Source organism: Streptococcus mitis (genome assembly GCF_002096925.1).
Taxonomy (GTDB): Bacteria; Bacillota; Bacilli; order Lactobacillales; family Streptococcaceae; genus Streptococcus; species Streptococcus mitis_AF.
The window spans coordinates 26,629-49,054 of sequence record NZ_NCVN01000080.1; the positions used below are offsets into that span (position 1 = coordinate 26,629).

Below are 22,426 nucleotides of genomic sequence, written 5' to 3' on the forward strand. Positions count from 1 at the left end.
AATATAAAAAAGTTGGAAGCGCATTCCAACTTTTAAAATAGGTTTCTAATAGATTAGTGGGTGAAGTCGAGTACCATACGTCCTTGGATTTGACCTTTTTCCATTTCGTCGAAAATGGCTACGGCATCTTCTATTGGACGTTTTTGAACAACTGGAACTACCAAACCTTCTGCACCGAATTGGAAGGCTTCTTCCAAGTCTTTACGAGTTCCAACGAGAGAACCGATGACTTGGATTCCATCTAGAACGGTTTTTACGATACTGAGTTCCATCATTTCAGAAGGAAGGCCGACAGCGACAACGCGACCACCAGCACGAACTGAGTCAACAGCCTGGTTGAAGGCAACTTTAGACACAGCAGTTACGACAGCTGAATGAGCTCCGCCATCAGTTTTTTCCTTGATGAGTCCAGGTACATCTTCAACTTCGAGGCCGTTAATAACAATGTCAGCTCCTACTTCTTTTGCAAGGGCAAGTTTGTCGTTATTGATATCAACTGCGATGACATGAGCATTGAATACTTTTTTAGCATATTGAACAGCTAGGTTACCAAGACCACCAGCGCCGTAAAGAACAACCCATTGACCTGGTTCAACTTTGGCCTCTTTAATAGCTTTATAGGTTGTTACACCAGCACATGTGATAGAAGAGGCTTGGGCTGGATCAAGTCCGTCAGGAACTTTAACAGCATAGTCTGCAGTTACGATACATTGTTCAGCCATACCACCATCTACTGAGTAGCCGGCATTTTTCACTGTACGGCAAAGGGTTTCGCGACCAGTTGTACAGTATTCGCAAGTGCCACATCCTTCAAAGAACCAAGCAACGCTGACGCGGTCGCCGACTTTAAGGCTTTTAACATCTGGGGCAATTTCTTTAACGATACCAACACCTTCGTGTCCTAGGACGCGGCCTGGTACTTGACCAAAGTCACCATGGGCAACGTGGAGGTCAGTGTGGCAAACACCACAATATTCAATTTCTACAAGTGCTTCCCCAGTTTCAAGTGGACGGAGTACTTTTTCTTCAATAGCAACACCAGTGCTTTCTGGATTTACAACAACAGCTTTCATAGCTATCCTCCTTGATATTAACGGAGAGCAGGAGAAACAGGACTGGATTGATTTTGTATCAACAGAGTTGAGTATGACGAGCTCTCTTGTATTTATATGTGAATTATATCACAAAAGAAAGCCTTTTCCAAGGTTTTGGAGGCAAAAAGTAGAACAATCGATTAACTGGTTGATGAGACTGTGAAAAGAGCACAAAGACCAGCTTGCAAGCTGGTCATACTCTTCGAAAATCTCTTCAAACCACGTCAGCTTCGCCTTGCCGTACTCAAGTACTGCCTACGGCTAGCTTCCTAGTTTGCTCTTTGATTTTCATTGAGTATCAGTATAGGTTATAAGAATAAGTCTTGCAGGGTTTTGGCAACCCCGTCTTGGTCATTTGTCAAGGAAATTTGCTCATCTGCATAGGGGAGTAGCTCTGGGTTGGCATTTTTCATTGCATAACCTTTCCCAGCAAAAGCTAGCATTTCGGTATCATTGTGTTCATCTCCAAAGGCAATCAAATCCTTTTTGTCGCGGTTCATTACCTTGAGCAAGTAGTCCAAAGCAAAGGCCTTATTGACACCTTTTGGGGTACACTCAAGGATATTGAGCGGACCGCCCCAGGTATTGATAGACAGTTGATGCTGGTAGAAGGCGTTCATTTCTTTTGCCAAGGCATACTTGTCACTGGCTCTGGTCTGTAACAGGATACAGTTAGGATCCTTGGTCACCAACTCTGGCTGAAATTGATCTTCAGGCTGGAAAGCTTCTACCCCAAATAGTTTGGGATTGGCAATTTCTTCATTGGGATTTGTGATATAGAATTTTTTACGGTATTCTCCAGCGATAAAATCAGCTTGAATGTCCTCTGAACGTTGAACCATGTCTAACAGATATTTTTTGTCTACGGTCAAACACTTTTCAAAGTCCCAAGCTTGGTCTGGTAAATGAGTAAGGGAGCCGTTGAAATTAATCATAGGAGTGTCTAAGCCTAATTCACGGTAGAAATCTTTTGACATGCGGTAAGGGCGACCTGTCGTAATAATAACCTGATGCCCTTTTTCAGTAACTTTTTTAATAGTTTCTTTGGTAAAGTCAGAAATCTGACTGTCTGAGTTGAGCAGGGTTCCATCCAGGTCAACTGCAATAATTTTTTTCGTCATATAAACCTTTCTAGTGTCTTTCCAGATAAGATGTCTACTATTATAACAGAAAGCAGGCAGAAAAGCAGATTCGAAACAAAAAAAGAAATTTCATCAAATTCTTAAATAAATCAAACAAAGATATTGAAAAAGTGAATGATAAGTGATATAATTCTATTATTGTTCGTAAAAATTAAAAGGAGATTGATAATGGACAAATTATTTAAACTAAAAGAGAATGGTACAGACGTTCGTACAGAGGTTCTCGCTGGTTTAACAACTTTCTTTGCAATGAGTTATATTCTCTTTGTAAATCCACAAATTCTTTCGCAAACAGGAATGCCTGCTCAGGGTGTGTTTCTCGCAACAATTATTGGTGCAGTAGCAGGTACCCTGATGATGGCCTTCTACGCTAACTTACCTTATGCCCAAGCGCCAGGTATGGGACTTAATGCCTTCTTTACCTTTACAGTTGTATTTGGACTCGGTTATTCTTGGCAAGAAGCCCTAGCTATGGTCTTCATCTGTGGAATTATCTCATTGATTATTACCTTGACAAATGTTCGTAAAATGATCATTGAATCGATTCCAAATGCCCTTCGCTCAGCTATTTCAGCTGGTATCGGTGTCTTCCTTGCCTATGTAGGGATTAAGAATGCTGGACTTTTGAAATTTACGATTGATCCAGGTAACTATACTGTTGTAGGAGAAGGGGCTGACAAGGCTCAAGCAACGATTGCAGCAAACTCTTCAGCAGTTCCAGGCTTGGTTAGCTTTAATAATCCAGCTGTTTTGGTGGCTCTTGCAGGACTTGCCATTACTATCTTCTTTGTCATTAAAGGGATTAAAGGGGGAATTATCCTTTCTATCTTGACAACAACTATTCTTGCTATTGCAGTTGGTTTGGTAGATTTGTCAAGCATCGATTTTGCTAATAACCATGTTGGTGCAGCCTTTGAAGACTTGAAGACAGTCTTTGGTGCAGCTCTTGGTTCAGAAGGTTTGGGAGCTTTGATTTCAGATACAGCTCGCTTGCCTGAAACTCTGATGGCCATTCTTGCCTTCTCATTGACAGATATTTTTGACACGATTGGTACCTTGATCGGTACAGGTGAAAAAGTTGGTATCGTAGCGACAAATGGTGAAAATCACCAATCAGCTAAGTTGGACAAGGCTCTTTACTCTGACTTGATTGGTACTTCAATTGGTGCCATTGCAGGTACTTCAAACGTAACGACTTATGTTGAGTCTGCTGCTGGTATCGGTGCAGGTGGACGTACTGGTTTGACAGCCTTGGTCGTGGCAATCTGTTTTGCGATCTCAAGCTTCTTTAGCCCACTTCTAGCGATTGTACCAACAGCCGCTACAGCTCCAATCTTGATTATCGTTGGGATTATGATGTTGGCTAGCTTGAAAAATATCCATTGGGATGATATGTCTGAAGCGGTTCCTGCTTTCTTCACATCTATCTTTATGGGATTCAGCTACTCTATCACTCAAGGGATTGCAGTTGGTTTCTTGACTTACACTTTGACTAAGCTTGTTAAAGGTCAAGCTAAAGATGTTCATGTCATGATTTGGATTTTGGATGCCTTGTTTATCCTTAACTACATCAGCATGGCCTTATAATAGGATAACCCAGGGGGAATTTCCCCCTTTTTTAATACAAAGGAGATAGGTGATGAAAGAGAAAAGTATCTGGAAAGAATTATTGAATCGTGCAGGTTGGCTGTTAATCTTTCTGCTAGCGACAATTTTATATCAGATTCCTATAGGGGTTACTGCTATTTTAACTTTAAATGCAGTACCATTGTTACAGTCAGGACTGATAGTTGCTGGTATTTCGATTGTAGTGTTGGCACTATTTATTTTTGGAGCTCGTAAAACACAATTAGCAAGTTTTAATTTTTCTTTTTTTAGAGCTAAGGATTTGGCACGTTTGGGCTTGAGTTATTTAGTTATTATCGGGTCAAATATACTTGGATCTATCTTGTTACAACTGTCAAATGAGACGACAACAGGGAATCAGTCTCAGATTAACGACATGGTTCAGAATAGTTCTCTGATTTCCAGTTTCTTCTTGTTGGCCTTGCTTGCTCCAATTTGTGAGGAAATCTTGTGCCGTGGGATTGTTCCTAAAAAGATTTTCCGAGGAAAAGAGAACTTGGGATTTATAGTCGGTACGATTGTGTTTGCTTTATTGCATCAACCAAGTAATTTACCTTCTTTATTGATTTATGGAGGTATGTCGATCGTTCTGTCTTGGACGGCTTACAAGACCCAACGTTTGGAAATGTCTATCTTACTTCACATGATTGTGAATGGGGTTGCTTTCTGTTTGCTGGCTCTCGTGGTGATTTTGAGTCGGACATTAGGGATTTCTGTTTAAGATTTTTGACAATTGCTTACTTGTTTCTACTGGGAAAAAGATGAATGCAATCGTGTCCATCTTTTTCTTTTTATGGTAAAATAGAGAAATGATATGATGAAAAGCCTTGAGGGAGTGACCGATATGTCAAGTAAAGCCAATCATGCAAAGACAGCTATTTGCGGAATTATCAATGTAACCCCAGACTCCTTTTCGGACGGTGGTCAATTTTTTGCTCTTGAGCAAGCACTCCAGCAGGCTCGTAAATTGATAGCAGAAGGTGCTAGTATGCTAGATATCGGCGGAGAATCGACTCGGCCGGGAAGCAGCTATGTTGAGATAGAAGAGGAAATCCAGCGTGTTGTTCCAGTGATCAAAGCGATTCGCAAGGAAAGTGATGTCCTTATCTCTATTGATACTTGGAAGAGTCAGGTAGCAGAGGCTGCTTTGGCTGCTGGTGCCAATCTAGTCAATGATATCACTGGTTTCATGGGTGATGAAAAAATGGCCCATGTGGTTGCAAATGCTGGAGCGAAAGTAGTCATTATGTTTAATCCAGTCATGGCGCGACCTCAGCACCCTAGCTCGCTCATCTTTCCTCATTTTGGTTTTGGACAAGCTTTTACAGAGGAAGAGTTAGCTGACTTTGAAACATTGCCAATCGAAGACTTCATGGAGGCTTTCTTTGACAGAGCCTTAGCGAGAGCGAATCAAGCTGGAATCGCACAAGAAAATATCCTGTTGGATCCAGGAATTGGCTTTGGTCTGACCAAGAAAGAAAATCTGCTTCTTTTACGGGACCTAGATAAACTACATCAGAAAGGCTATCCAATCTTTCTCGGAGTATCGCGCAAGCGATTTATTATCAATATTCTTGAAGAAAATGGCTTCGAAGTCGATCCTGAGACAGAGCTTGGTTTCCGCAATCGAGATACGGCTTCGGCTCATGTAACCAGTATCGCTGCGAGACAGGGTGTGGAAGTGGTGCGCGTGCATGATGTAGCTAGTCACAGGATGGCAGTTGAAATTGCCTCTGCCATTCGTCTGGCTGATGAAGCGGAAAATCTAGATTTAAAACAATATAAATAAGATGAAAGAAATTCAAAACAATCAGTGGATTGCTAACTACCGGACGGACCAACCGCATTTTGGCTTGGAACGAATGGTGGAACTGTTAGCTTTGCGTGGCAATCCCCATCTCAAACTCAAGGTTATCCATATCGGAGGGACCAATGGCAAGGGTTCGACCATTGCTTTTTTGAAAAATATGTTGGAAAAGCTAGGGCTGAGAGTTGGCGTGTTTAGCTCGCCCTATCTCATTCATTACACAGACCAGATTAGCATCAATGGGGAATCTATCCCAGAAGCGAGACTAGAAGCTCTCATGGTGGACTATCAGTCTTTGCTTGAGGGGGAGAAGGGCCTTGCTTTACAAGGAACGACCGAATTTGAGATTATCACAGCCATAGCCTATGACTATTTTGCTTCAGAGCAAGTAGATGTGGCTATCATGGAAGTCGGCATGGGTGGGCTTTTAGATAGTACCAATGTTTGTCAGCCCATTTTGACAGGAATTACGACTATTGGATTGGACCATGTAGCCCTACTTGGTGACACCTTGGAAGCTATAGCAGAGCAGAAAGCTGGTATTATCAAACAAGGTATTCCTTTGGTAACAGGTCGTATGGCTCCAGAAGCTTTGGTTGTCATTGACGCTATTGCGGAAGATAAAAATGCGCCGAGACTTGCCTATGGGAAAGATTATCAAGTCAGCCATCAAAAGAGTGTGGTTACAGGCGAAGTCTTTGACTATACAAGTGTTGTCAGACAAGGTCGTTTTCAGACTGGTTTGCTTGGTTTGCACCAGATAGAGAATGCTGGGATGGCCATAGCTTTACTTGATAATTTTTGTCAAGAAGATGGTCGAGAACTAGCAAGCAATGACTTGCTTGCTCAAGCCTTGGAAGAAACAAGGTGGCCAGGGCGTTTGGAAGTTGTGTCAAGAGATCCCTTGATGATTTTGGATGGAGCCCACAATCCCCATGCTATCAAGGCTTTATTAGCAACTTTGCAAGAACGCTTTGCGGATTATCGTAAGGAAATCCTCTTTACTTGTATCAAAACCAAGGCCTTGGAGGATATGTTGGATTTGTTGGAGCAAATTCCAGATACCGAGCTTACCCTGACACATTTTGACGATAGTCGGGCGACTGATGAAAACGTGCTGAAAGAGGCAGCCAAGTCTAGAAATCTCAGCTACCAAGGTTGGCAGGATTTTCTAGAGCAGAAATTGACAGATAAAAAAGAAGAGAAACAAACAGTTAGGATTGTCACGGGTTCCTTGTATTTCTTGAGCCAAGTGAGAGCCTATTTGATGGAGAGGAAAAACGAGAATGGATACACAAAAGATTGAAACAGCTGTAAAAATGATTATCGAGGCTGTCGGAGAGGACGCTAACCGTGAGGGCTTGCAGGAAACGCCTGCTCGTGTGGCCCGTATGTACCAAGAGATTTTTTCAGGGCTTGGTCAAACAGCGGAGGAACATTTGTCAAAATCCTTTGAGATTATTGACGATAATATGGTGGTAGAAAAGGATATTTTTTTCCATACCATGTGTGAACACCACTTCTTGCCATTTTATGGTAGAGCACATATTGCCTACATTCCAGATGGTCGTGTGGCAGGTTTGTCTAAGCTAGCCCGTACGGTTGAAGTTTATTCGAAAAAACCACAAATTCAAGAACGTTTGAATATCGAAGTGGCCGATGCCTTGATGGAGTATCTAGGTGCTAAAGGAGCCTTTGTTGTCATTGAGGCGGAACATATGTGTATGAGCATGCGTGGTGTCAGAAAACCAGGCACTGCAACCTTGACGACAGTAGCTCGTGGTCTATTTGAAACAGATAAGGACCTCCGAGATCAGGCTTATCGTTTAATGGGACTATAATACTCTTTGAAAATCAAATTCAAACCACGTCAGCTTCCATCTGCAACCTCAAAACAGTGTTTTGAGCAGCCTGCGGCTAGCTTCCTAGTTTGCTCTTTGATTTTCATTGACTATAAAAAGAATCCGCTTTGGGCGGATTTTTCTAGAAAGGAATCATTATGGATCAACTGCAGATTAAGGATTTGGAAATTTTTGCCTATCATGGTCTTTTTCCTAGTGAGAAGGAATTGGGGCAAAAGTTTGTCGTTTCAGCTATCCTATCCTATGATATGACCAAGTCGGCTACAGACTTGGATTTAACGGCTTCTGTCCATTATGGAGAACTGTGTCAGCAGTGGACGACTTGGTTTCAGGAAACGAGTGAAGATTTGATTGAAACGGTAGCTTATAAACTGGTGGAACGTACTTTTGAGGCTTATCCTCTTGTCCAAGAAATTCAGCTGGAACTGAAAAAACCTTGGGCGCCAGTGCATTTGCCGCTAGATACTTGCTCGGTAACCATTCATCGTCGCAAGCAACGAGCCTTTATCGCCCTAGGAAGCAATATGGGAGATAAACAAGCAAACTTGGAGCAAGCCATTGAGAAAACGCGAGCTCGAGGTATCCATATTCTCAAAGAGTCCAGTGTCTTAACGACGGAGCCTTGGGGTGGTGTGGAGCAAGATAGCTTTGCTAATCAAGTGGTTGAGGTGGAAACCTGGTTGCCCGCCCCAGTCTTGTTAGATACCTTACTAGCCATTGAGTCAGAGATGGGAAGGGTTAGAGAAGTGCATTGGGGACCTCGTTTGATTGATTTGGACTTGCTCTTTGTGGAGGACCAAATCCTTTATACAGACGACCTCATCTTGCCTCATCCTTACATAGCGGAACGCCTTTTTGTCCTTGAATCTCTTCAAGAAATTGCGCCTCATTTTATCCATCCTACCTTAAAGCAACCGATCCGCAACTTGTATGATGCTTTGAAAAAATAGAAAAAACTCTAGTTTTCAGTCACTTGCAACTGAAGGCTAGAGTTTTTAAAATAGGTCATTTTCTTCTGGGAGGAGGATAGTTTCTCTACCGTCCATATCTAAAACCAGGATTCTCGGGGGATAAAGAGGGTCAAAGGGATGGTTAAAATCAAAATCAATGGCTGTAGGGAGGTGTTGACTTGAGAAGTGGAAGGTAATTTTTCCTTGGTTATTAAGCAATTGAAACTCAAGTTCTTCTTCCAATTCAAAGACATTTTTTAAGAAGTGGTCGATGATATACCAAAAAGAGTCAATAACGTCATCAGGCAAGCTGGTAACAATGCCAAAACTAGCCGATCGCATGTGGGTATTGGTAAAAGCCATATTTCTACCCCCTTTCTTTCCCTTATCATACAGCAAATAGGATTAAAAATCAAGAAAAGGCGATTTTTTCTTCATAAACATAGCTTTCTATGAAATTTTTTCAAATAATCTTCAAAAAAAGCTTGAAAGTGTTTACAAATAGTGATAAAATGGAATAAGTAGAAGCATGAAAACGAAATTTTCATACCGTCTCTTTTTTGGAGTCTCGTGAGGTATGATATAGAAAGGAAATGGAATGAATACAGACGATACAGTAACGATTTATGATGTCGCCCGTGAAGCAGGAGTTTCAATGGCGACGGTTAGCCGTGTAGTCAATGGCAATAAGAATGTAAAAGAGAACACCCGTAAAAAAGTGCTTGAGGTGATTGATCGTTTGGATTACCGTCCAAATGCCGTGGCGCGTGGTCTTGCAAGTAAAAAGACAACCACTGTCGGTGTTGTGATCCCCAATATTACCAATGGTTATTTCTCAACGCTTGCCAAAGGGATTGATGATATCGCTGAAATGTACAAGTACAATATTGTCCTTGCTAATAGTGATGAGGACGATGACAAGGAAGTTTCAGTTGTCAATACCCTGTTTTCTAAGCAAGTGGATGGTATCATCTTTATGGGCTACCACTTGACTGAAAAAATTCGTTCAGAGTTTTCTCGTTCTCGAACACCGGTTGTTCTTGCAGGAACTGTGGATGTAGAACATCAGCTTCCAAGTGTCAATATTGACTACAAAAAAGCAACGATTGATGCAGTAACCTACCTTGCTAAAGAAAATGAGCGCATTGCTTTCGTTAGCGGTCCACTAGTGGATGATATCAATGGTAAGGTTCGTTTGGTTGGCTACAAGGAAGCCTTGAAAAAAGCAGGGATTTCTTATAGCGAAGGATTGGTATTTGAATCTAAATACACTTATGAAGACGGCTATGCCTTGGCAGAACGCTTGATTTCATCAAACGCAACTGCAGCAGTTGTAACAGGTGATGAATTGGCAGCAGGTGTCTTGAACGGTCTTGCTGATAAGGGTGTGTCAGTACCAGAAGAATTTGAAATCATTACTAGTGATGATTCACAAATCTCACGCTTTACCCGTCCAAACTTGACAACTATTGCCCAACCTCTTTATGACCTTGGTGCTATTAGTATGCGTATGTTGACTAAGATTATGCACAAGGAAGAGTTGGAAGAACGTGAAGTTCTCTTACCTCATGGTTTGACAGAACGTCGTTCGACACGAAAACGGAAATAGAAAAAATCAGGGAATCGTGAAGATTTCCTGATTTGTTTTTAGAGAAGAGACTTACCCTTCCATATAGTCTTTCAAAGCTGGCCCTGTTAGTCCGGCATTGAGGGCGATGAGGAGTTTCAAGCGGGCTTTTTGGGCGTTGAGTTCTTTAACAAAGAAGACACCAGATTTTTGCAACTGCACGCCCCCACCTTGGTAGGCATAAACAGGCTCGGCAATACCGTTAAAGCATCGTGAAACCAGGGCGACTGGTATTCCTTTTTGCAGAAGGGTTTCTAATTTTTGAGCCGTTTCTTTTGGAATATTACCAGCTCCGAAGGCTTGGATAATCAAACCGTCCAATTGTTCCAAATCCAGCATATCAATCAGCTCATCTGTCATACCAGCATAAGCAGAGATGATAGGGACTAATCCTTGTATGTGATCAAGGTCAAAGCGGACACGAGGTTCAGCTGTTTTAAAGTAGAGGATTTCCTGTTTCATAATCAGACCAAGTGGCCCGTGTGTTGGAGTCTGGAAGGTGCTGACGTTGGTTGTATGCGTTTTGGTAACATACTTGGCAGCGTGGATTTCATCGTTCATAACGACCAAAACTCCTTTGTCAGCAGCCCTGTCATCGCTAGCCACTCGTAAAGCACTCAGATAATTATAGACACCGTCACTACCGAGTTCGTTGGAGCTGCGCATGGCCCCTGTTAGAACGATGGGCATGTGGGGAACTTCCATGGTATCAAGGAAATAAGCTGTTTCCTCTAAAGTGTCGGTTCCGTGTGTAATCACCACTCCATCGTAGTTATCTGCTTCCTCTTTGATTTTTTGGTAGAGGGCCAGCATATGCTTGGGCTTGATATGAGGGCTTGGCAGGTTAAAAAAGTCTAGGGCGTGGACCTGGATTCCTTCGAGGGGATTGGACACATGGTTCATGGGATTATCCGAACTCGTCACAACAGCGCCAGAAGCATCGGCCTGCATGGAAATAGTCCCACCCGTATGTAAAACAAGGATTTTCTTAGGCATGATTTACTCACTCTTTCTGAAATGTGGTATAATCATTGTATCACAAAAGGGGAGATTGGGACAGGATGGAAGTCAAAGCTGTTTTTTTTGATATCGATGGAACCTTGGTCAACGATCGCAAGAGTGTTTTGAAATCCACTAAGGACGCGATTAAAATCGTCAAAGAGCAAGGGGTACTTGTCGGCGTAGCGACAGGTCGAGGACCTTTTTTTGTTAAGGAATTGATGGACGATTTGGATTTGGACTTTGCGGTAACCTACAATGGCCAGTATATCTTTACTAAAGACAGGGTCTTGTTCACGAGTCCTATTTCCAAGTTACATTTGCGCCAGCTAATTACTTATGCTAAAAAAGAAGGTAAGGAGATTGCCCTAGGGACCAAGGATGCTATGCTGGGTTCTAAAATCATGTCCTTTGGTCTGGGTTCTTTTTCTCAACGAATCAGTCGCTTCGTTCCCTCTGTTTTAACTCGGACGGTGAGTCACTCCTTTAATCGTATGGTTAGCAAGGTTGTTACCCAAAAGGAAGAAGACTTACTTCAACTGATGAATCAGCCTATCTACCAAGTTTTGATGCTGATGACGCCAGAAGAATCTGAGAAAGCGGCAGCTGATTTTGAAGATTTGAAATTGACACGTAGCAATCCTTTTGCAGCAGATGTCATCAATCAAGGAAACTCTAAATTGGAAGGCATTCGACGAGTTGGGAAAGAATATGGTTTTGATCTCAACCAAGTGATGGCTTTTGGTGACTCAGATAATGACCTTGAAATGCTGGCTGGTGTCGGTATGTCGGTCGCTATGGGAAATGGTAGTAGCAGTGTCAAGGAAGTTGCCAAGCACATTACCACTAGCAATCAGCAAGACGGAATCCACAAGGCTTTGGAACATTTTGGTGTTTTGGCTTCAGAAAAAGTCTTTGTCAGCCGTGACTATCATTTCAATAAGGTCAAGACCTTCCACCACATGATGGACGAACGAACTCAAGAAGAACCTCGAGCTTGGGATTTAGAAGGTGCAACCCACAGGGCTGGCTTTAAAATAGAAGAATTGGTAGAGTTTGTTCGAGCTGCCAGTCCTTCTGAAGAGGACTTTGGTCAAGCTCTATCGCAACTTCATCAAGCTCTTGATAAGGCGGCCGATAAAGTGGCTAAGAAGACGCCTGCTCAGCAAGATTTGATAGGTCAGGTAGATGCCCTGATTGACACGCTTTACTTTACCTACGGTAGTTTTGTCTTGATGGGGGTGGACCCAGAACGTATTTTTGATATCGTCCATCAGGCTAATATGGGGAAAATTTTCCCAGATGGCAAGGCTCACTTTGATCCAGTGACCCATAAAATCTTAAAACCAGATGATTGGGAAGAAAAATATGCTCCAGAACCTGCTATTAAAAAGGAACTGCAGCGCCAGCTCAAGGCTTATGAGCGCCATAAAGAGAGAAATAATACTCAATGAAAATCAAAGAGCAAACTAGGAAACTAGCCGCAGGCTGTACCTGAGTACGGCAAGGCGACGTTGACGTGGTTTGAAGAGATTTTCGAAGAGTATAAACAGTAAACAAAAAGGAGCGCTGAGCTCCTTTTCTTCGTGACTATAAGGTTTTCTCTTGTTCTCTCACAACCAGCAAATCGACCTTAGCATGGCGGAGAATGTATTCAGATGAAGAACCGACCAAGAGGCGTTCAAAGGCGTTGAGGCCAGTTGCGCCAACAAGGATGAGGTCCACTTCTTCAGCATCGGGAATGGTACGCGCTAGTAGGGTCTTTGGATTTCCCATTTCAATGACGATATGAACATCTGCCACACCAGCATCTTTAGCACGTTTTTCGTACTCTTTCATCAAACTTTCAGCGTCGACTTGGAGTTCTTCGTAAACTTCAGCATCAAAGGTGGATACGCTTTGGAGTGCGCGTGTGTCAATGACATGGGCGATGGTGAGTTTAGCGTCGTTTCGTAGAGCAGAATGAACTCCCTTGACAAAAGCCAAGTCCGCTTCTTTAGAACCATCGATTGCGACCATGATATTTTGGTAACGTTGTGCCATAATGAAACCTCCTGAAATTTTCTTACTATAATTGTAAACCTTTTCACTATAGAAGTAAAGCAAAAAAAGTATTTTTCAAAAGAATGTTAGCGATTAAAATCTATATAAATATATGATAAAATAAAAGAAAGGATAGCAGGAAAGAAGTGAAGGGAGGGAGAATGATGAAAAACGCTTTTCAAGAAACAAAAAATTCAAATTTCCTTTATTATGGAATCATCCTAGTTTCAGTCTTGCTAGAAGTTATCATGATCTGGCAATTAGAGAAGCTAATTCCGCTTCTCTATCCAGGGTTTATAGGTTTTTTAGTCTTTCATGTACTCTACCATCTAATTTTATTCCTAGTTGCAAAACGAAGTGGGCGTTGGGATTACTTGATGATATGGGGACTTTTCCTCATGTTCAATCTTCTTTATGACTCCTTTTTAGGCTTGCTTTTTCTAGGTTTATCTTTTGGTATGTAATGTGACTTTCGCAAAATACCTGCTATCTCCCCTGTCTCGACCTCGCTTTTAGCGAGGTTTTTCTTCTATACGAAACTAGTAACACATTTCAGTAAACTTGTCGCATTCTCTTTCTAGTGGTATAATGTTACTATCCTGATGAATTGAGGAAACAAGATGAAAGAATATAACAAGTCTAGTAAGTTAGAGCATGTTGCTTATGATATCCGTGGCCCTGTTTTGGAAGAAGCCATGCGGATGCGAGCAAATGGAGAAAAGATTTTACGTCTGAATACAGGAAATCCAGCAGAATTTGGCTTTACAGCGCCAGACGAGGTCATTCATGATTTGATTATGAATGCACGTGATAGTGAAGGATATTCTGACTCCAAGGGGATTTTCTCAGCCCGTAAGGCTATTATGCAGTATTGTCAACTGAAGAAATTCCCAAATGTAGATATTGATGATATTTATCTTGGAAATGGTGTTAGTGAGTTGATTGTCATGTCCATGCAGGGGCTTTTGGACAATGGAGACGAGGTCTTGGTGCCAATGCCAGACTATCCTCTTTGGACAGCGGCTGTCAGCCTAGCTGGAGGAAATGCCGTTCACTATATCTGTGATGAAGTTGCAGAATGGTACCCAGATATTGACGATATCAAGTCAAAAATCACTTCCAATACCAAGGCAATCGTCCTTATCAATCCAAACAACCCAACTGGAGCCCTTTATCCTAAAGAACTCTTGCTGGAAATTATTGAGATTGCCCGTCAAAACGATTTGATTATCTTTGCGGATGAAATTTACGACCGCATGGTCATGGATGGACACGTGCATACGCCTGTGGCGAGCTTGGCGCCAGATGTCTTCTGTGTCAGCATGAATGGTTTATCAAAATCCCACCGTATTGCTGGCTTCCGTGTAGGTTGGATGGTCTTGTCTGGACCTAAGACACATGTTAAAGGCTATATCGAAGGGCTCAATATGCTGTCCAATATGCGTCTTTGCTCTAACGTTTTGGCCCAACAAGTCGTACAAACTTCCTTGGGTGGTCACCAATCAGTTGATGAATTGCTCCTTCCAGGTGGACGAATTTACGAGCAAAGAAACTTCATCTACAATGCCATTCAAGATATTCCAGGTTTGTCTGCCGTTAAACCCAAGGCTGGACTCTATATCTTCCCTAAAATCGACCGCAATATGTACCGTATCGATGATGATGAACAGTTTGTCCTTGATTTCTTGAAGCAGGAAAAGGTTCTCTTGGTTCATGGTCGAGGCTTTAACTGGCAGGAACCAGACCACTTCCGTATCGTTTACCTTCCTCGTGTTGATGAACTAGCCCAAATCCAAGAAAAGATGACTCGTTTCTTGAAACAGTATCGTAGATAGGGCTTACATTCGAAAAAGCTGGAAACATTTGCCTAGAGCTATTGACAAAAGTGAAAGAATCAGATAGAATAGTAAAGTATGTTTAGTAACTGATCACTTTATAGCCGGCTAAACGAATACAAAATCTATGAGGAGGTATTCATCGTGAAACGTACTTATCAACCAAGTAAACTTCGTCGTGCGCGCAAACACGGATTCCGTAACCGTATGTCAACTAAAAACGGTCGTCGCGTATTGGCAGCTCGTCGTCGTAAAGGACGCAAAGTTTTGGCTGCATAATCCAAACGAACCATAACAAAAATCAGTAGGAACTCGAGTCTACTGATTTTTATTTTTGTAAAAAAGTTCAAAAAGGCTTTATATTTTTGCTCAAATAGTGTATAATATTTCACATACTGTAAAAAATGGAGAATAATCATGAAGAAATCAAAAGTTATGCTTTTTGGAGCTATGGCTTTGACAGCAGGTCTAGCTCTAGCGGCATGCGGGTCATCTCAATCAAGCAATGCAGACAAGACATACTCTTATATCTTTGTCAGCAACCCTGATACCTTGGATTACATTACCTCTACACGAGACTCTACATCTAGTATCACAACCAACTTGGTTGATGGTTTGTTGGAAAATGACCAGTATGGCAATCTCATCCCCTCTATGGCTGAGTCATGGACCGTGTCAAAAGATGGTTTGACTTACACTTATAAAATCCGTCAGGGAGCTAAATGGTACACTTCTGAAGGAGAAGAGTATGCGGATGTGACGGCTCATGATTTTGTGACTGGTCTCAAGTATGCGGCTGATAAAAAAGCTGAGAACTTGTACTTGGTTCAAGACTCTATCAAGGGACTAGCAGACTATGTTGAAGGGAAATCATCTGATTTTGCAACTGTTGGTGTTAAGGCAGTGGATGATTACACGCTACAATACACTCTCAACCAACCTGAGACTTATTGGAACTCTAAAACAACAGCAAGTATCCTTAGTCCTGTAAATGAAGCCTTCTTGAAGTCTCAGGGAGATGACTTTGGAAGTGTGACACCATCAAGTATCTTGTCAAATGGTCCTTACTTATTTAAATCATTCACATCCAAATCTTTGATTGAACTTGACAAAAACCCTAATTACTGGGATAAGGACAATGTTAAAATCGAGAAAGTGAAACTCTCTTTCTTTGACGGTTCTGACCAAGACAGCATTGCTAGAGGTTTCTTGGATGGTAACTATACAGATGGCCGTATCTTCCCAACAAGTTCAGTCTTTGCTGAACTCAAGAAGGGGAATGAGGACAAGATTACCTACACACCGCAAAACTCAGTTACTTTCTATTATCTTTTCAACGTGAATCGTCAAAGCTACAAGCAGACTATGAAACAGTCTGATAAGGAAAAGACGGATTCACGCGCAGCCATGCAAAATAAAGATTTCCGTCAGGCTATCAACTTTGCCTTTGACCGTCATGCTTATGCAGCGCAGACAAATGGTGAAGATGGAGCAGACCGTATCTTGCGTAACACGGTTACACCAAGTGACTTTGTCCAAGTTGGTGATAAGAACTTCGGTGATGTTGTTAATGAGAAAATTGTCAACTATGGTAAAGATTGGGCAAATATCAATCTAAACGATGGTAAGCAAGCCTTCTTGAATCCTGACAAGGCCAAAGAGAAGTTTGCCAAGGCCAAAGAAAGTCTGCAAGCACAGGGAGTAACTTTCCCAATTCATTTAGATATGCCAGTTGACCAGACTGCTAAATTAGATGTGCAACAGGCCGGCTCTTTCAAACAAACAGTGGAAGAAACCCTTGGTAAGGAGAATGTGGTCATCGATGTTATCCAACTTTCTCCAGATGAAAAAGACCAAGCAACCTACTTTGCAGATACAGCAGAACAAAAAGACTACGATATCGACATCTCAGGATGGGGTGGAGACTACTCTGATCCTAAGACTTACCTAGCGATTCTAGACCCAGAGACAGGTTCTCAGTTGAAAAATATGGGCTTGTCTGAAGGAAAAGACAAGGAAGTTAAGGACAAGATTGGTCTTGCTGACTACAAGAAACTCTTGGATCAGGCTGATGCGGAAATCACAGATACTCAAGCTCGCTACGAAAAATATGCTGAAGCCCAAGCTTGGTTGACAGATAGCGCCTTGTTCCTACCAGTTCAAAGTGGTGGAGCCAACCCAATCTTCCGTAAGACTATACCGTTTACAGGACCATTCTCATTCGTTGGACACAAAGGAGATGCAGACAACTATAAATATGTTGAATTGCAAAAAGAGCCAGTAACTGCTAAACAGTACCAAGAACTCTATGAAAAATGGCTAAAAGAAAAAGCTGAGTCAAATAAAAAAGCTCAGGAAGATTTAGCTAACCATATTCAATAGTATTCCTAGTCATGCTTTTCAGTTAATACTCTTCGAAAATCTCTTCAAACCACGTCAGCGTTGCCTTGCCGTAGGTATGTTACTGACTTCGTCAGTTCTATCCACAACCTCAAAACAGTGTTTTGAGCTGACTTCGTCAGTTCTATCTGCAACCTCAAAACAGTGTTTTGAGCTGACTTCGTCAGTTTCATCTACAACCTCAAAGCAGTGCTTTGAGCAGCCTGCGGCTAGCTTCCTAGTTTGCTCTTTGATTTTCATTGAGTATAAGCATAGTGACTGGATTCAGAAAAAGGCCTTGCCAGAGCTTCTTGCTTCTGGTAGGGCCTTTTATTTATTCTTTTAAGTGATAAGAGTAGCTAGCGACAACGACGTCTTGGTGCCAACGAAGGGCGTATTTGAGTTTAAGACTCATCTGATTGTGCAGGATATTTTGCCAAGGTTTATTAGGGATAAACTGGGGGACGAGGACAGTGACTGTATAGTTCTTTTTCTGAGCTTCCTCGGAAATCCGTTTGACATACTTGACAGTAGGGGTGATGATGTCACGATAGCTGGTCTTGATATTTTTCAGAGTAATGGTTGGGAAGTAATCGGCAAATTCTTGGAGAATTTCTTGGTCTTTTTCTGCGGTTTCCTTTGTAGAAATGTGCATGGCTAAGACTTCGTCACCGATACTTTGGGCATAGTTAATGGCTCCGACGCTGACTCTGGTAACATTTCCTACTAGGACGAGGACAAGATTGCCATCGTAGGTACGTTTTTCGATTCCTTCATAGAGTCGCAGTTGTTGGGCTACTTTTTGGTAATGACTGTGAATTGCTAAGAAGAGTAGGGTGAGTACGAGAATAATCGGGAAGAAGGGCCAGATATCACTGAGACGGAAAAAGAGCAAGATTAGTACAATCGCGTAGCAAATGATTGCCCCAAGGATATTAGCAAGAGCAGGTTTTAAGAAATTTGCTCCTTTTTCTTTTTTCCAATGGCGAATCATCCCAGTCTGAGAAAGGGCAAAGGGCACGAATACACCGATAGTATAGAGAGGAATCAAACGTTCGGTATTGCCATTAAAAATGAGAAGAAGAATCATAGCCCCAAATGCCAGAGTTAAAATTCCATTGGAGTAGCCTAGGCGGTCTCCTTTTTCCATAAAGAGATGGGGCATGTATTTGTTTTTAGCCATATTGTAAGCCAGCATAGGGAAAGCCGAAAAGCCAGTATTTGCAGCTACGGCCAAAATCAAGGCTGTGGAGAATTGGAAGATATAATACCCAAGATGGCCTAAGAAAGAAGTGCCAAGGATGCCTTGAGCCATCTGTGAAAGAATAGTTTCTCCGTGTTGAGGCATAATCCCCATCCAGTAGTTTAGGAAGGTAATGCCTGCAAAAAGAAAACCTAAAATCAGTGACATAATGGTCAAGGTTTGAGCGGCATTCTTTTCTTTTGGAGCCTTGAAAAAGGGAACGGCATTTGAAATAGCTTCAACCCCTGTAAGAGAGGCAGATCCGCTGGTAAAAGCTCTTAGAACGAGAACGATAGACAGGCTCGGAACAGCATGCCCAATAGGTGAAGTTGCCTGATAGCTGAGAGAACCTGTCATTAGTTGAAAGATTCCATAGAGCAAGAGAAAGACAGTGCTGATGATAAAGAGATAGACAGGAATCATCAGTGAACTGGCAGATTCTTTTAAGCCCCGTAAGTTCAAGAGCATGAGCAAGCAAACCAGAAAAATGGAGATGTGGAGGTTGTAAGGGTGAAGAGCAGGGAGAGCTGCTGTGATAGCGTCAGCTCCAGAAGCAACAGACACCGCTACGGTCAACATATAGTCAACCAGAAGACTACCTCCAGCAATCAAGCCAAGTTGGGGAGATAGATTTTCTCGAGTAACCATATAAGCCCCTCCTCCTTGAGGGTAGGCGTGGATTATTTGACGGTAGGAGACGGTCAGACTGGCTAGGAGCAGGAGGACAAAAAGGCCGATAGGAAGGCTCCACCATATAGCAAGTGGAGAGAGACTAGCCAAGACGAGGACTACTTGCTCAGGCCCATAGGCAATGGAAGATAGAGCGTCGCTTGACAACATGGCTAAGGCCTGCATTTTTCCCAGCAGCCCTCCCTCGCCTTCTGTTAAGGACTTAAGAGGCCGACCGATAAATGTATGTTTTAATTTTGTAAACATGGTCATTTCCTTTTCTGAAAATTTCAATAAGTGCTATTATACTGCTTTGGGAAAATAGCGTCAAGAGACGACGATGGATTTTAGAATATTTTTTACAGATGAGGAGAGGGGGCAGTTTTTTGGTATAATAGAAGATAGAAAACGAGGTTAGAAGAGATGATTTTTGATACACATACACACTTGAATGTAGAAGAATTTGCGGGTCGTGAGGCAGAAGAAATTGCCTTGGCTGCTGAGATGGGTGTGACACAGATGAATATTGTTGGTTTTGATAAACCGACGATTGAGCGTGCTTTGGAGTTGGTGGATGAGTATGACCGACTCTACGCAACTATTGGTTGGCATCCTACAGAAGCTGGGACTTATACAGAGGAGATTGAAGCCTACTTGCTTGATAAGCTCAAGCATTCCAAGGTGGTTGCCTTGGGTGAGATTGGTTTGGACTACCATTGGATGACAGCGCCCAAAGAAGTGCAGGAGCAGGTTTTTCGCCGTCAGATTCAGTTATCTAAGGACTTGGATTTACCTTTTGTGGTCCATACCCGTGATGCGCTGGAAGATACCTATGAGATTATCAAGAGCGAGGGAGTTGGTCCTCGTGGTGGCATCATGCATTCTTTCTCAGGAACACTTGAATGGGCAGAGAAGTTTGTCGAGCTTGGTATGACTATTTCCTTCTCAGGAGTGGTGACTTTTAAGAAAGCAACTGACATCCAAGAAGCAGCTAAAGAGTTACCTTTGGACAAGATTTTGGTGGAAACAGATGCGCCTTACTTAGCACCTGTACCCAAGCGGGGTCGTGAAAATAAAACAGCCTACACTCGCTATGTAGTGGACTTTATCGCCGACTTGCGTGGTATGACGACAGAAGAGCTAGCGGCGGTAACAACTGCAAATGCGGAGCGAATTTTTGGATTGGACAGCAAATAATGAAAGAAAAAATTTCTCAAGTTATCGTGGTCGAAGGGCGCGATGATACGGCCAATCTCAAACGTTACTTCGATGTAGAGACCTATGAGACCCGAGGTTCTGCCATCAATGATCAGGATATAGAGCGGATTCAGCGCTTGCACCAACGTCATGGAGTCATTGTCTTTACAGACCCAGATTTTAATGGGGAGCGGATTCGGCGCATGATCATGACGGCCATTCCAACGGTTCAGCATGCCTTCCTCAAACGAGATGAAGCTGTTCCCAAGTCCAAAACCAAGGGGCGTTCTCTGGGAATTGAGCATGCCAGCTATGAAGATTTGAAAACGGCTCTAGCTCAGGTGACAGAACAATTTGAACATGAGAGTCAGTTTGACATCAGTCGTAGCGACTTGATTCGCCTTGGTTTTCTAGCAGGGTCAGATAGCCGTAAGCGACGAGAATATCTAGGAGATGCTCTCCGAATCGGCTATTCTAACGGTAAGCAACTCCTCAAACGCCTAGAGTTGTTTGGGGTTACTTTGGCAGAAGTGGAAGAAGCTATGAAATCTTATGAGTAGGAAAGATGTAGCCGTTACAATTTTTTAAGTTTCACAGTATTTTTCGAAGCAGGTAGAAGAGGAGGCGTCTGATGTTAATTGGTCAAAAAATTAAAGAGATTCGGATAGAAAAAGGAATTAGTCGTCCAGATTTTTGTGGAGATGAGCAAGAACTGACAGTTCGTCAACTGTCGCGAATTGAAAGTGGAGCTTCGCAACCAAGTTTGCCCAAGTTAGACTATATTGCTCGCCGGCTAGGAGTTCCAGCTTATATCCTTATGCCGGATTTTTCAGCTCTTCCTCCTGCTTATTTAGAATTGAAATACCAAATTTTACGTGAACCAATCTATGGTAAAGAAGAGGAGTATGATAAGAAGGAAGCGTGTTTGGAAGAGATAGAGGATTTATTTTATGAGCAACTTCCTAATGAGGAAAAAATATGGTTTGAAGCTACTAGAGCAACGATAGATGTTATTCGAAGCGGACGACCAGAATATGGGGAAACCGTACTGGACGATTATTTTAAAACAATTTATGATAAGGAATTGTTTTTGATAAATGAATTAGAAGTTATCAACTTATATTTTGCTATAGTGCTTACAAAGATAAAACAAGGTCAAAATCAGATTGAAGAAATTAACAGAATTCATTCGTTTTTAGTTCGTTTGACAAATCATGTAGAATTAATTGCACCAGAATATCTGTTTGCTTTAAGTAACACTTTGTTTTCGGGTCTAGCCTGTTTGGATAATTTGTCGTCTTATGATTCACTCGGAGCTTATATCTTTAGCCTTAATCATATAATGGAAAAAACACAAGATTTTCAGAAGAAACCAATTATATTAATGTTGGAGTGGAAATTATCTCTAATAATAAACAATGATTATGTTTCTGCCGAACAGTTCTATCAGAAATCGAAGCTATTTGCTGATATAATAGAAAATTCTTATTTAGTTACTATGTTGGAGAAACAGTGGCAAGAAGATTTAAAAAAATATTTATAAACATAGTGAATCAGTGACAAAAATGTCCTTGTTCTAGTATTGAAATAGTTCTAAAGTTCGTCTTTAGGACTGTTTTTTATATATAAGCTAAAAATGACACGAAATGGTTCTATTTTAAGGACATTGATGTCCTTTGAGTTTATTTAAGAATAATTTATAATTAATAAAAATGTGAAAGGAGATTACAGTATGAACTTTTTTAGTTTATTTTATTTAGTTACTTGGTGGTTTAAATAAAATTTAGTTATGTCTACTTAGTCTCAAAAAATTTATTCATAACATATAATAAATACAACTTGATAGACTAAATTAGAAAAATAAGGAGAGGATACCATGAGGTGTTGCTTTGAAAAGGTCTATGATCCAGGACTTAGTTTTACTTGAATAGAAAATGGACAATATATAATAAA

Annotated in this window: 21 protein-coding genes; 15 read left to right on the forward strand and 6 right to left on the reverse strand. The window is 41.7% G+C overall.

The window, feature by feature from the left end; all coding sequences use genetic code 11:
• Positions 1–53 precede the first annotated feature (53 nt).
• Both adhP and B7692_RS07900 read right to left on the reverse strand, forming a co-directional pair.
• On the reverse strand, positions 54–1,073 hold the full coding sequence (gene adhP / locus B7692_RS07890) for an alcohol dehydrogenase AdhP (protein WP_000649144.1): 1,020 nt from the start codon (positions 1,071–1,073) through the stop codon (positions 54–56).
• Between the two features lie 329 nt (positions 1,074–1,402).
• Positions 1,403–2,215: a Cof-type HAD-IIB family hydrolase gene (locus B7692_RS07900; RefSeq protein WP_084930381.1), complete on the reverse strand. Its 813-nt coding sequence runs from the start codon at positions 2,213–2,215 to the stop codon at positions 1,403–1,405.
• A 189-nt stretch (positions 2,216–2,404) separates the two neighbouring features.
• Here B7692_RS07900 and B7692_RS07905 point away from each other — a divergent pair, with 189 nt between their 5' ends.
• From B7692_RS07905 to folK, 6 genes are all read left to right on the forward strand, one after another.
• Positions 2,405–3,823: an NCS2 family permease gene (locus B7692_RS07905; RefSeq protein ID WP_000359266.1), complete on the forward strand. Its 1,419-nt coding sequence runs from the start codon at positions 2,405–2,407 to the stop codon at positions 3,821–3,823.
• Between the two features lie 52 nt (positions 3,824–3,875).
• Positions 3,876–4,583, forward strand: coding sequence for a CPBP family intramembrane glutamic endopeptidase (locus B7692_RS07910; RefSeq protein ID WP_192855494.1), 708 nt, complete (start codon positions 3,876–3,878; stop codon positions 4,581–4,583).
• A gap of 93 nt (positions 4,584–4,676) precedes the next feature.
• The gene (gene folP / locus B7692_RS07915) at positions 4,677–5,651 is read left to right on the forward strand and encodes a dihydropteroate synthase (protein ID WP_192855495.1); all 975 of its coding nucleotides are present in this window, start codon (positions 4,677–4,679) and stop codon (positions 5,649–5,651) included.
• A 1-nt stretch (position 5,652) separates the two neighbouring features.
• Positions 5,653–6,975: a bifunctional folylpolyglutamate synthase/dihydrofolate synthase gene (locus tag B7692_RS07920; protein WP_084930383.1), complete on the forward strand. Its 1,323-nt coding sequence runs from the start codon at positions 5,653–5,655 to the stop codon at positions 6,973–6,975.
• Positions 6,956–7,510: a GTP cyclohydrolase I FolE gene (folE, locus tag B7692_RS07925; RefSeq protein ID WP_004247172.1), complete on the forward strand. Its 555-nt coding sequence runs from the start codon at positions 6,956–6,958 to the stop codon at positions 7,508–7,510. Before B7692_RS07920 ends, folE begins: the two co-directional genes overlap by 20 nt.
• 158 nt (positions 7,511–7,668) lie before the next feature.
• On the forward strand, positions 7,669–8,481 hold the full coding sequence (folK, locus tag B7692_RS07935) for a 2-amino-4-hydroxy-6-hydroxymethyldihydropteridine diphosphokinase (RefSeq protein ID WP_084930384.1): 813 nt from the start codon (positions 7,669–7,671) through the stop codon (positions 8,479–8,481).
• A 45-nt stretch (positions 8,482–8,526) separates the two neighbouring features.
• On the opposite strand, the gene B7692_RS07940 is transcribed toward folK, so the two are convergent.
• Positions 8,527–8,844 (reverse strand): DUF960 domain-containing protein, encoded by a 318-nt coding sequence (locus tag B7692_RS07940; RefSeq protein WP_000886034.1) that lies wholly within the window; start codon positions 8,842–8,844, stop codon positions 8,527–8,529.
• A 235-nt stretch (positions 8,845–9,079) separates the two neighbouring features.
• Between B7692_RS07940 and ccpA the strand changes: the two genes are divergently transcribed.
• Positions 9,080–10,090: a catabolite control protein A gene (gene ccpA, locus B7692_RS07945; RefSeq protein WP_084930385.1), complete on the forward strand. Its 1,011-nt coding sequence runs from the start codon at positions 9,080–9,082 to the stop codon at positions 10,088–10,090.
• 51 nt (positions 10,091–10,141) lie between these two features.
• On the opposite strand, the gene B7692_RS07950 is transcribed toward ccpA, so the two are convergent.
• Positions 10,142–11,104, reverse strand: coding sequence for an asparaginase (locus B7692_RS07950; protein WP_033687293.1), 963 nt, complete (start codon positions 11,102–11,104; stop codon positions 10,142–10,144).
• 65 nt (positions 11,105–11,169) lie between these two features.
• On the opposite strand from B7692_RS07950, the gene B7692_RS07955 reads away from it, so the two are divergent.
• Complete coding sequence (locus tag B7692_RS07955) at positions 11,170–12,561, forward strand: Cof-type HAD-IIB family hydrolase (protein WP_084930386.1); 1,392 nt, start codon at positions 11,170–11,172, stop codon at positions 12,559–12,561.
• 136 nt (positions 12,562–12,697) lie between these two features.
• On the opposite strand, the gene B7692_RS07965 is transcribed toward B7692_RS07955, so the two are convergent.
• On the reverse strand, positions 12,698–13,150 hold the full coding sequence (locus tag B7692_RS07965; RefSeq protein ID WP_000079148.1) for a universal stress protein: 453 nt from the start codon (positions 13,148–13,150) through the stop codon (positions 12,698–12,700).
• A 161-nt stretch (positions 13,151–13,311) separates the two neighbouring features.
• Here B7692_RS07965 and B7692_RS07970 point away from each other — a divergent pair, with 161 nt between their 5' ends.
• From B7692_RS07970 to B7692_RS07985, 4 genes are all read left to right on the forward strand, one after another.
• Positions 13,312–13,614, forward strand: coding sequence for a hypothetical protein (locus tag B7692_RS07970; protein ID WP_192855496.1), 303 nt, complete (start codon positions 13,312–13,314; stop codon positions 13,612–13,614).
• A gap of 156 nt (positions 13,615–13,770) precedes the next feature.
• The gene (locus B7692_RS07975) at positions 13,771–14,985 is read left to right on the forward strand and encodes a pyridoxal phosphate-dependent aminotransferase (protein ID WP_000666474.1); all 1,215 of its coding nucleotides are present in this window, start codon (positions 13,771–13,773) and stop codon (positions 14,983–14,985) included.
• 144 nt (positions 14,986–15,129) lie between these two features.
• On the forward strand, positions 15,130–15,264 hold the full coding sequence (rpmH, locus tag B7692_RS07980) for a 50S ribosomal protein L34 (RefSeq protein WP_000831905.1): 135 nt from the start codon (positions 15,130–15,132) through the stop codon (positions 15,262–15,264).
• A gap of 138 nt (positions 15,265–15,402) precedes the next feature.
• Complete coding sequence (locus tag B7692_RS07985; RefSeq protein ID WP_084930388.1) at positions 15,403–17,367, forward strand: peptide ABC transporter substrate-binding protein; 1,965 nt, start codon at positions 15,403–15,405, stop codon at positions 17,365–17,367.
• 331 nt (positions 17,368–17,698) lie between these two features.
• Here the strand turns inward: B7692_RS07985 and B7692_RS07995 are convergent, their stop codons facing one another.
• Positions 17,699–19,543 (reverse strand): APC family permease, encoded by a 1,845-nt coding sequence (locus tag B7692_RS07995; RefSeq protein ID WP_084930389.1) that lies wholly within the window; start codon positions 19,541–19,543, stop codon positions 17,699–17,701.
• Positions 19,544–19,699: 156 nt separating this feature from the next.
• On the opposite strand from B7692_RS07995, the gene B7692_RS08000 reads away from it, so the two are divergent.
• The 3 genes from B7692_RS08000 to B7692_RS08010 all read left to right on the forward strand — a co-directional run bounded on the left by B7692_RS08000 (position 19,700) and on the right by B7692_RS08010 (position 22,016).
• A complete protein-coding gene (locus B7692_RS08000; RefSeq protein ID WP_084930390.1) occupies positions 19,700–20,473 on the forward strand; it encodes a TatD family hydrolase in 774 nt (257 codons plus the stop codon).
• Positions 20,473–21,033, forward strand: coding sequence for a ribonuclease M5 (gene rnmV / locus B7692_RS08005; RefSeq protein WP_084930391.1), 561 nt, complete (start codon positions 20,473–20,475; stop codon positions 21,031–21,033). The genes B7692_RS08000 and rnmV overlap by 1 nt, the downstream gene beginning before the upstream one ends.
• Positions 21,034–21,104: 71 nt before the next feature.
• Positions 21,105–22,016: a helix-turn-helix domain-containing protein gene (locus B7692_RS08010; RefSeq protein WP_084930392.1), complete on the forward strand. Its 912-nt coding sequence runs from the start codon at positions 21,105–21,107 to the stop codon at positions 22,014–22,016.
• The last annotated feature ends 410 nt before the right edge of the window (positions 22,017–22,426 follow it).

Excerpts from the sequence above, each read along its gene's own strand:
- adhP (WP_000649144.1), bottom strand. The coding sequence starts at position 1,073 with ATGAAAGCTGTTGTTGTAAATCCAGAAAGCACTGGTGTTGCTATTGAA.
- B7692_RS07900 (WP_084930381.1), bottom strand. The coding sequence starts at position 2,215 with ATGACGAAAAAAATTATTGCAGTTGACCTGGATGGAACCCTGCTCAAC.
- B7692_RS07905 (WP_000359266.1), top strand. The coding sequence starts at position 2,405 with ATGGACAAATTATTTAAACTAAAAGAGAATGGTACAGACGTTCGTACA.
- B7692_RS07910 (WP_192855494.1), top strand. The coding sequence starts at position 3,876 with ATGAAAGAGAAAAGTATCTGGAAAGAATTATTGAATCGTGCAGGTTGG.
- folP (WP_192855495.1), top strand. The coding sequence starts at position 4,677 with ATGATGAAAAGCCTTGAGGGAGTGACCGATATGTCAAGTAAAGCCAAT.
- B7692_RS07920 (WP_084930383.1), top strand. The coding sequence starts at position 5,653 with ATGAAAGAAATTCAAAACAATCAGTGGATTGCTAACTACCGGACGGAC.
- folE (WP_004247172.1), top strand. The coding sequence starts at position 6,956 with ATGGATACACAAAAGATTGAAACAGCTGTAAAAATGATTATCGAGGCT.
- folK (WP_084930384.1), top strand. The coding sequence starts at position 7,669 with ATGGATCAACTGCAGATTAAGGATTTGGAAATTTTTGCCTATCATGGT.
- B7692_RS07940 (WP_000886034.1), bottom strand. The coding sequence starts at position 8,844 with ATGGCTTTTACCAATACCCACATGCGATCGGCTAGTTTTGGCATTGTT.
- ccpA (WP_084930385.1), top strand. The coding sequence starts at position 9,080 with ATGAATACAGACGATACAGTAACGATTTATGATGTCGCCCGTGAAGCA.
- B7692_RS07950 (WP_033687293.1), bottom strand. The coding sequence starts at position 11,104 with ATGCCTAAGAAAATCCTTGTTTTACATACGGGTGGGACTATTTCCATG.
- B7692_RS07955 (WP_084930386.1), top strand. The coding sequence starts at position 11,170 with ATGGAAGTCAAAGCTGTTTTTTTTGATATCGATGGAACCTTGGTCAAC.
- B7692_RS07965 (WP_000079148.1), bottom strand. The coding sequence starts at position 13,150 with ATGGCACAACGTTACCAAAATATCATGGTCGCAATCGATGGTTCTAAA.
- B7692_RS07970 (WP_192855496.1), top strand. The coding sequence starts at position 13,312 with ATGATGAAAAACGCTTTTCAAGAAACAAAAAATTCAAATTTCCTTTAT.
- B7692_RS07975 (WP_000666474.1), top strand. The coding sequence starts at position 13,771 with ATGAAAGAATATAACAAGTCTAGTAAGTTAGAGCATGTTGCTTATGAT.
- B7692_RS07985 (WP_084930388.1), top strand. The coding sequence starts at position 15,403 with ATGAAGAAATCAAAAGTTATGCTTTTTGGAGCTATGGCTTTGACAGCA.
- B7692_RS07995 (WP_084930389.1), bottom strand. The coding sequence starts at position 19,543 with ATGTTTACAAAATTAAAACATACATTTATCGGTCGGCCTCTTAAGTCC.
- B7692_RS08000 (WP_084930390.1), top strand. The coding sequence starts at position 19,700 with ATGATTTTTGATACACATACACACTTGAATGTAGAAGAATTTGCGGGT.
- rnmV (WP_084930391.1), top strand. The coding sequence starts at position 20,473 with ATGAAAGAAAAAATTTCTCAAGTTATCGTGGTCGAAGGGCGCGATGAT.
- B7692_RS08010 (WP_084930392.1), top strand. The coding sequence starts at position 21,105 with ATGTTAATTGGTCAAAAAATTAAAGAGATTCGGATAGAAAAAGGAATT.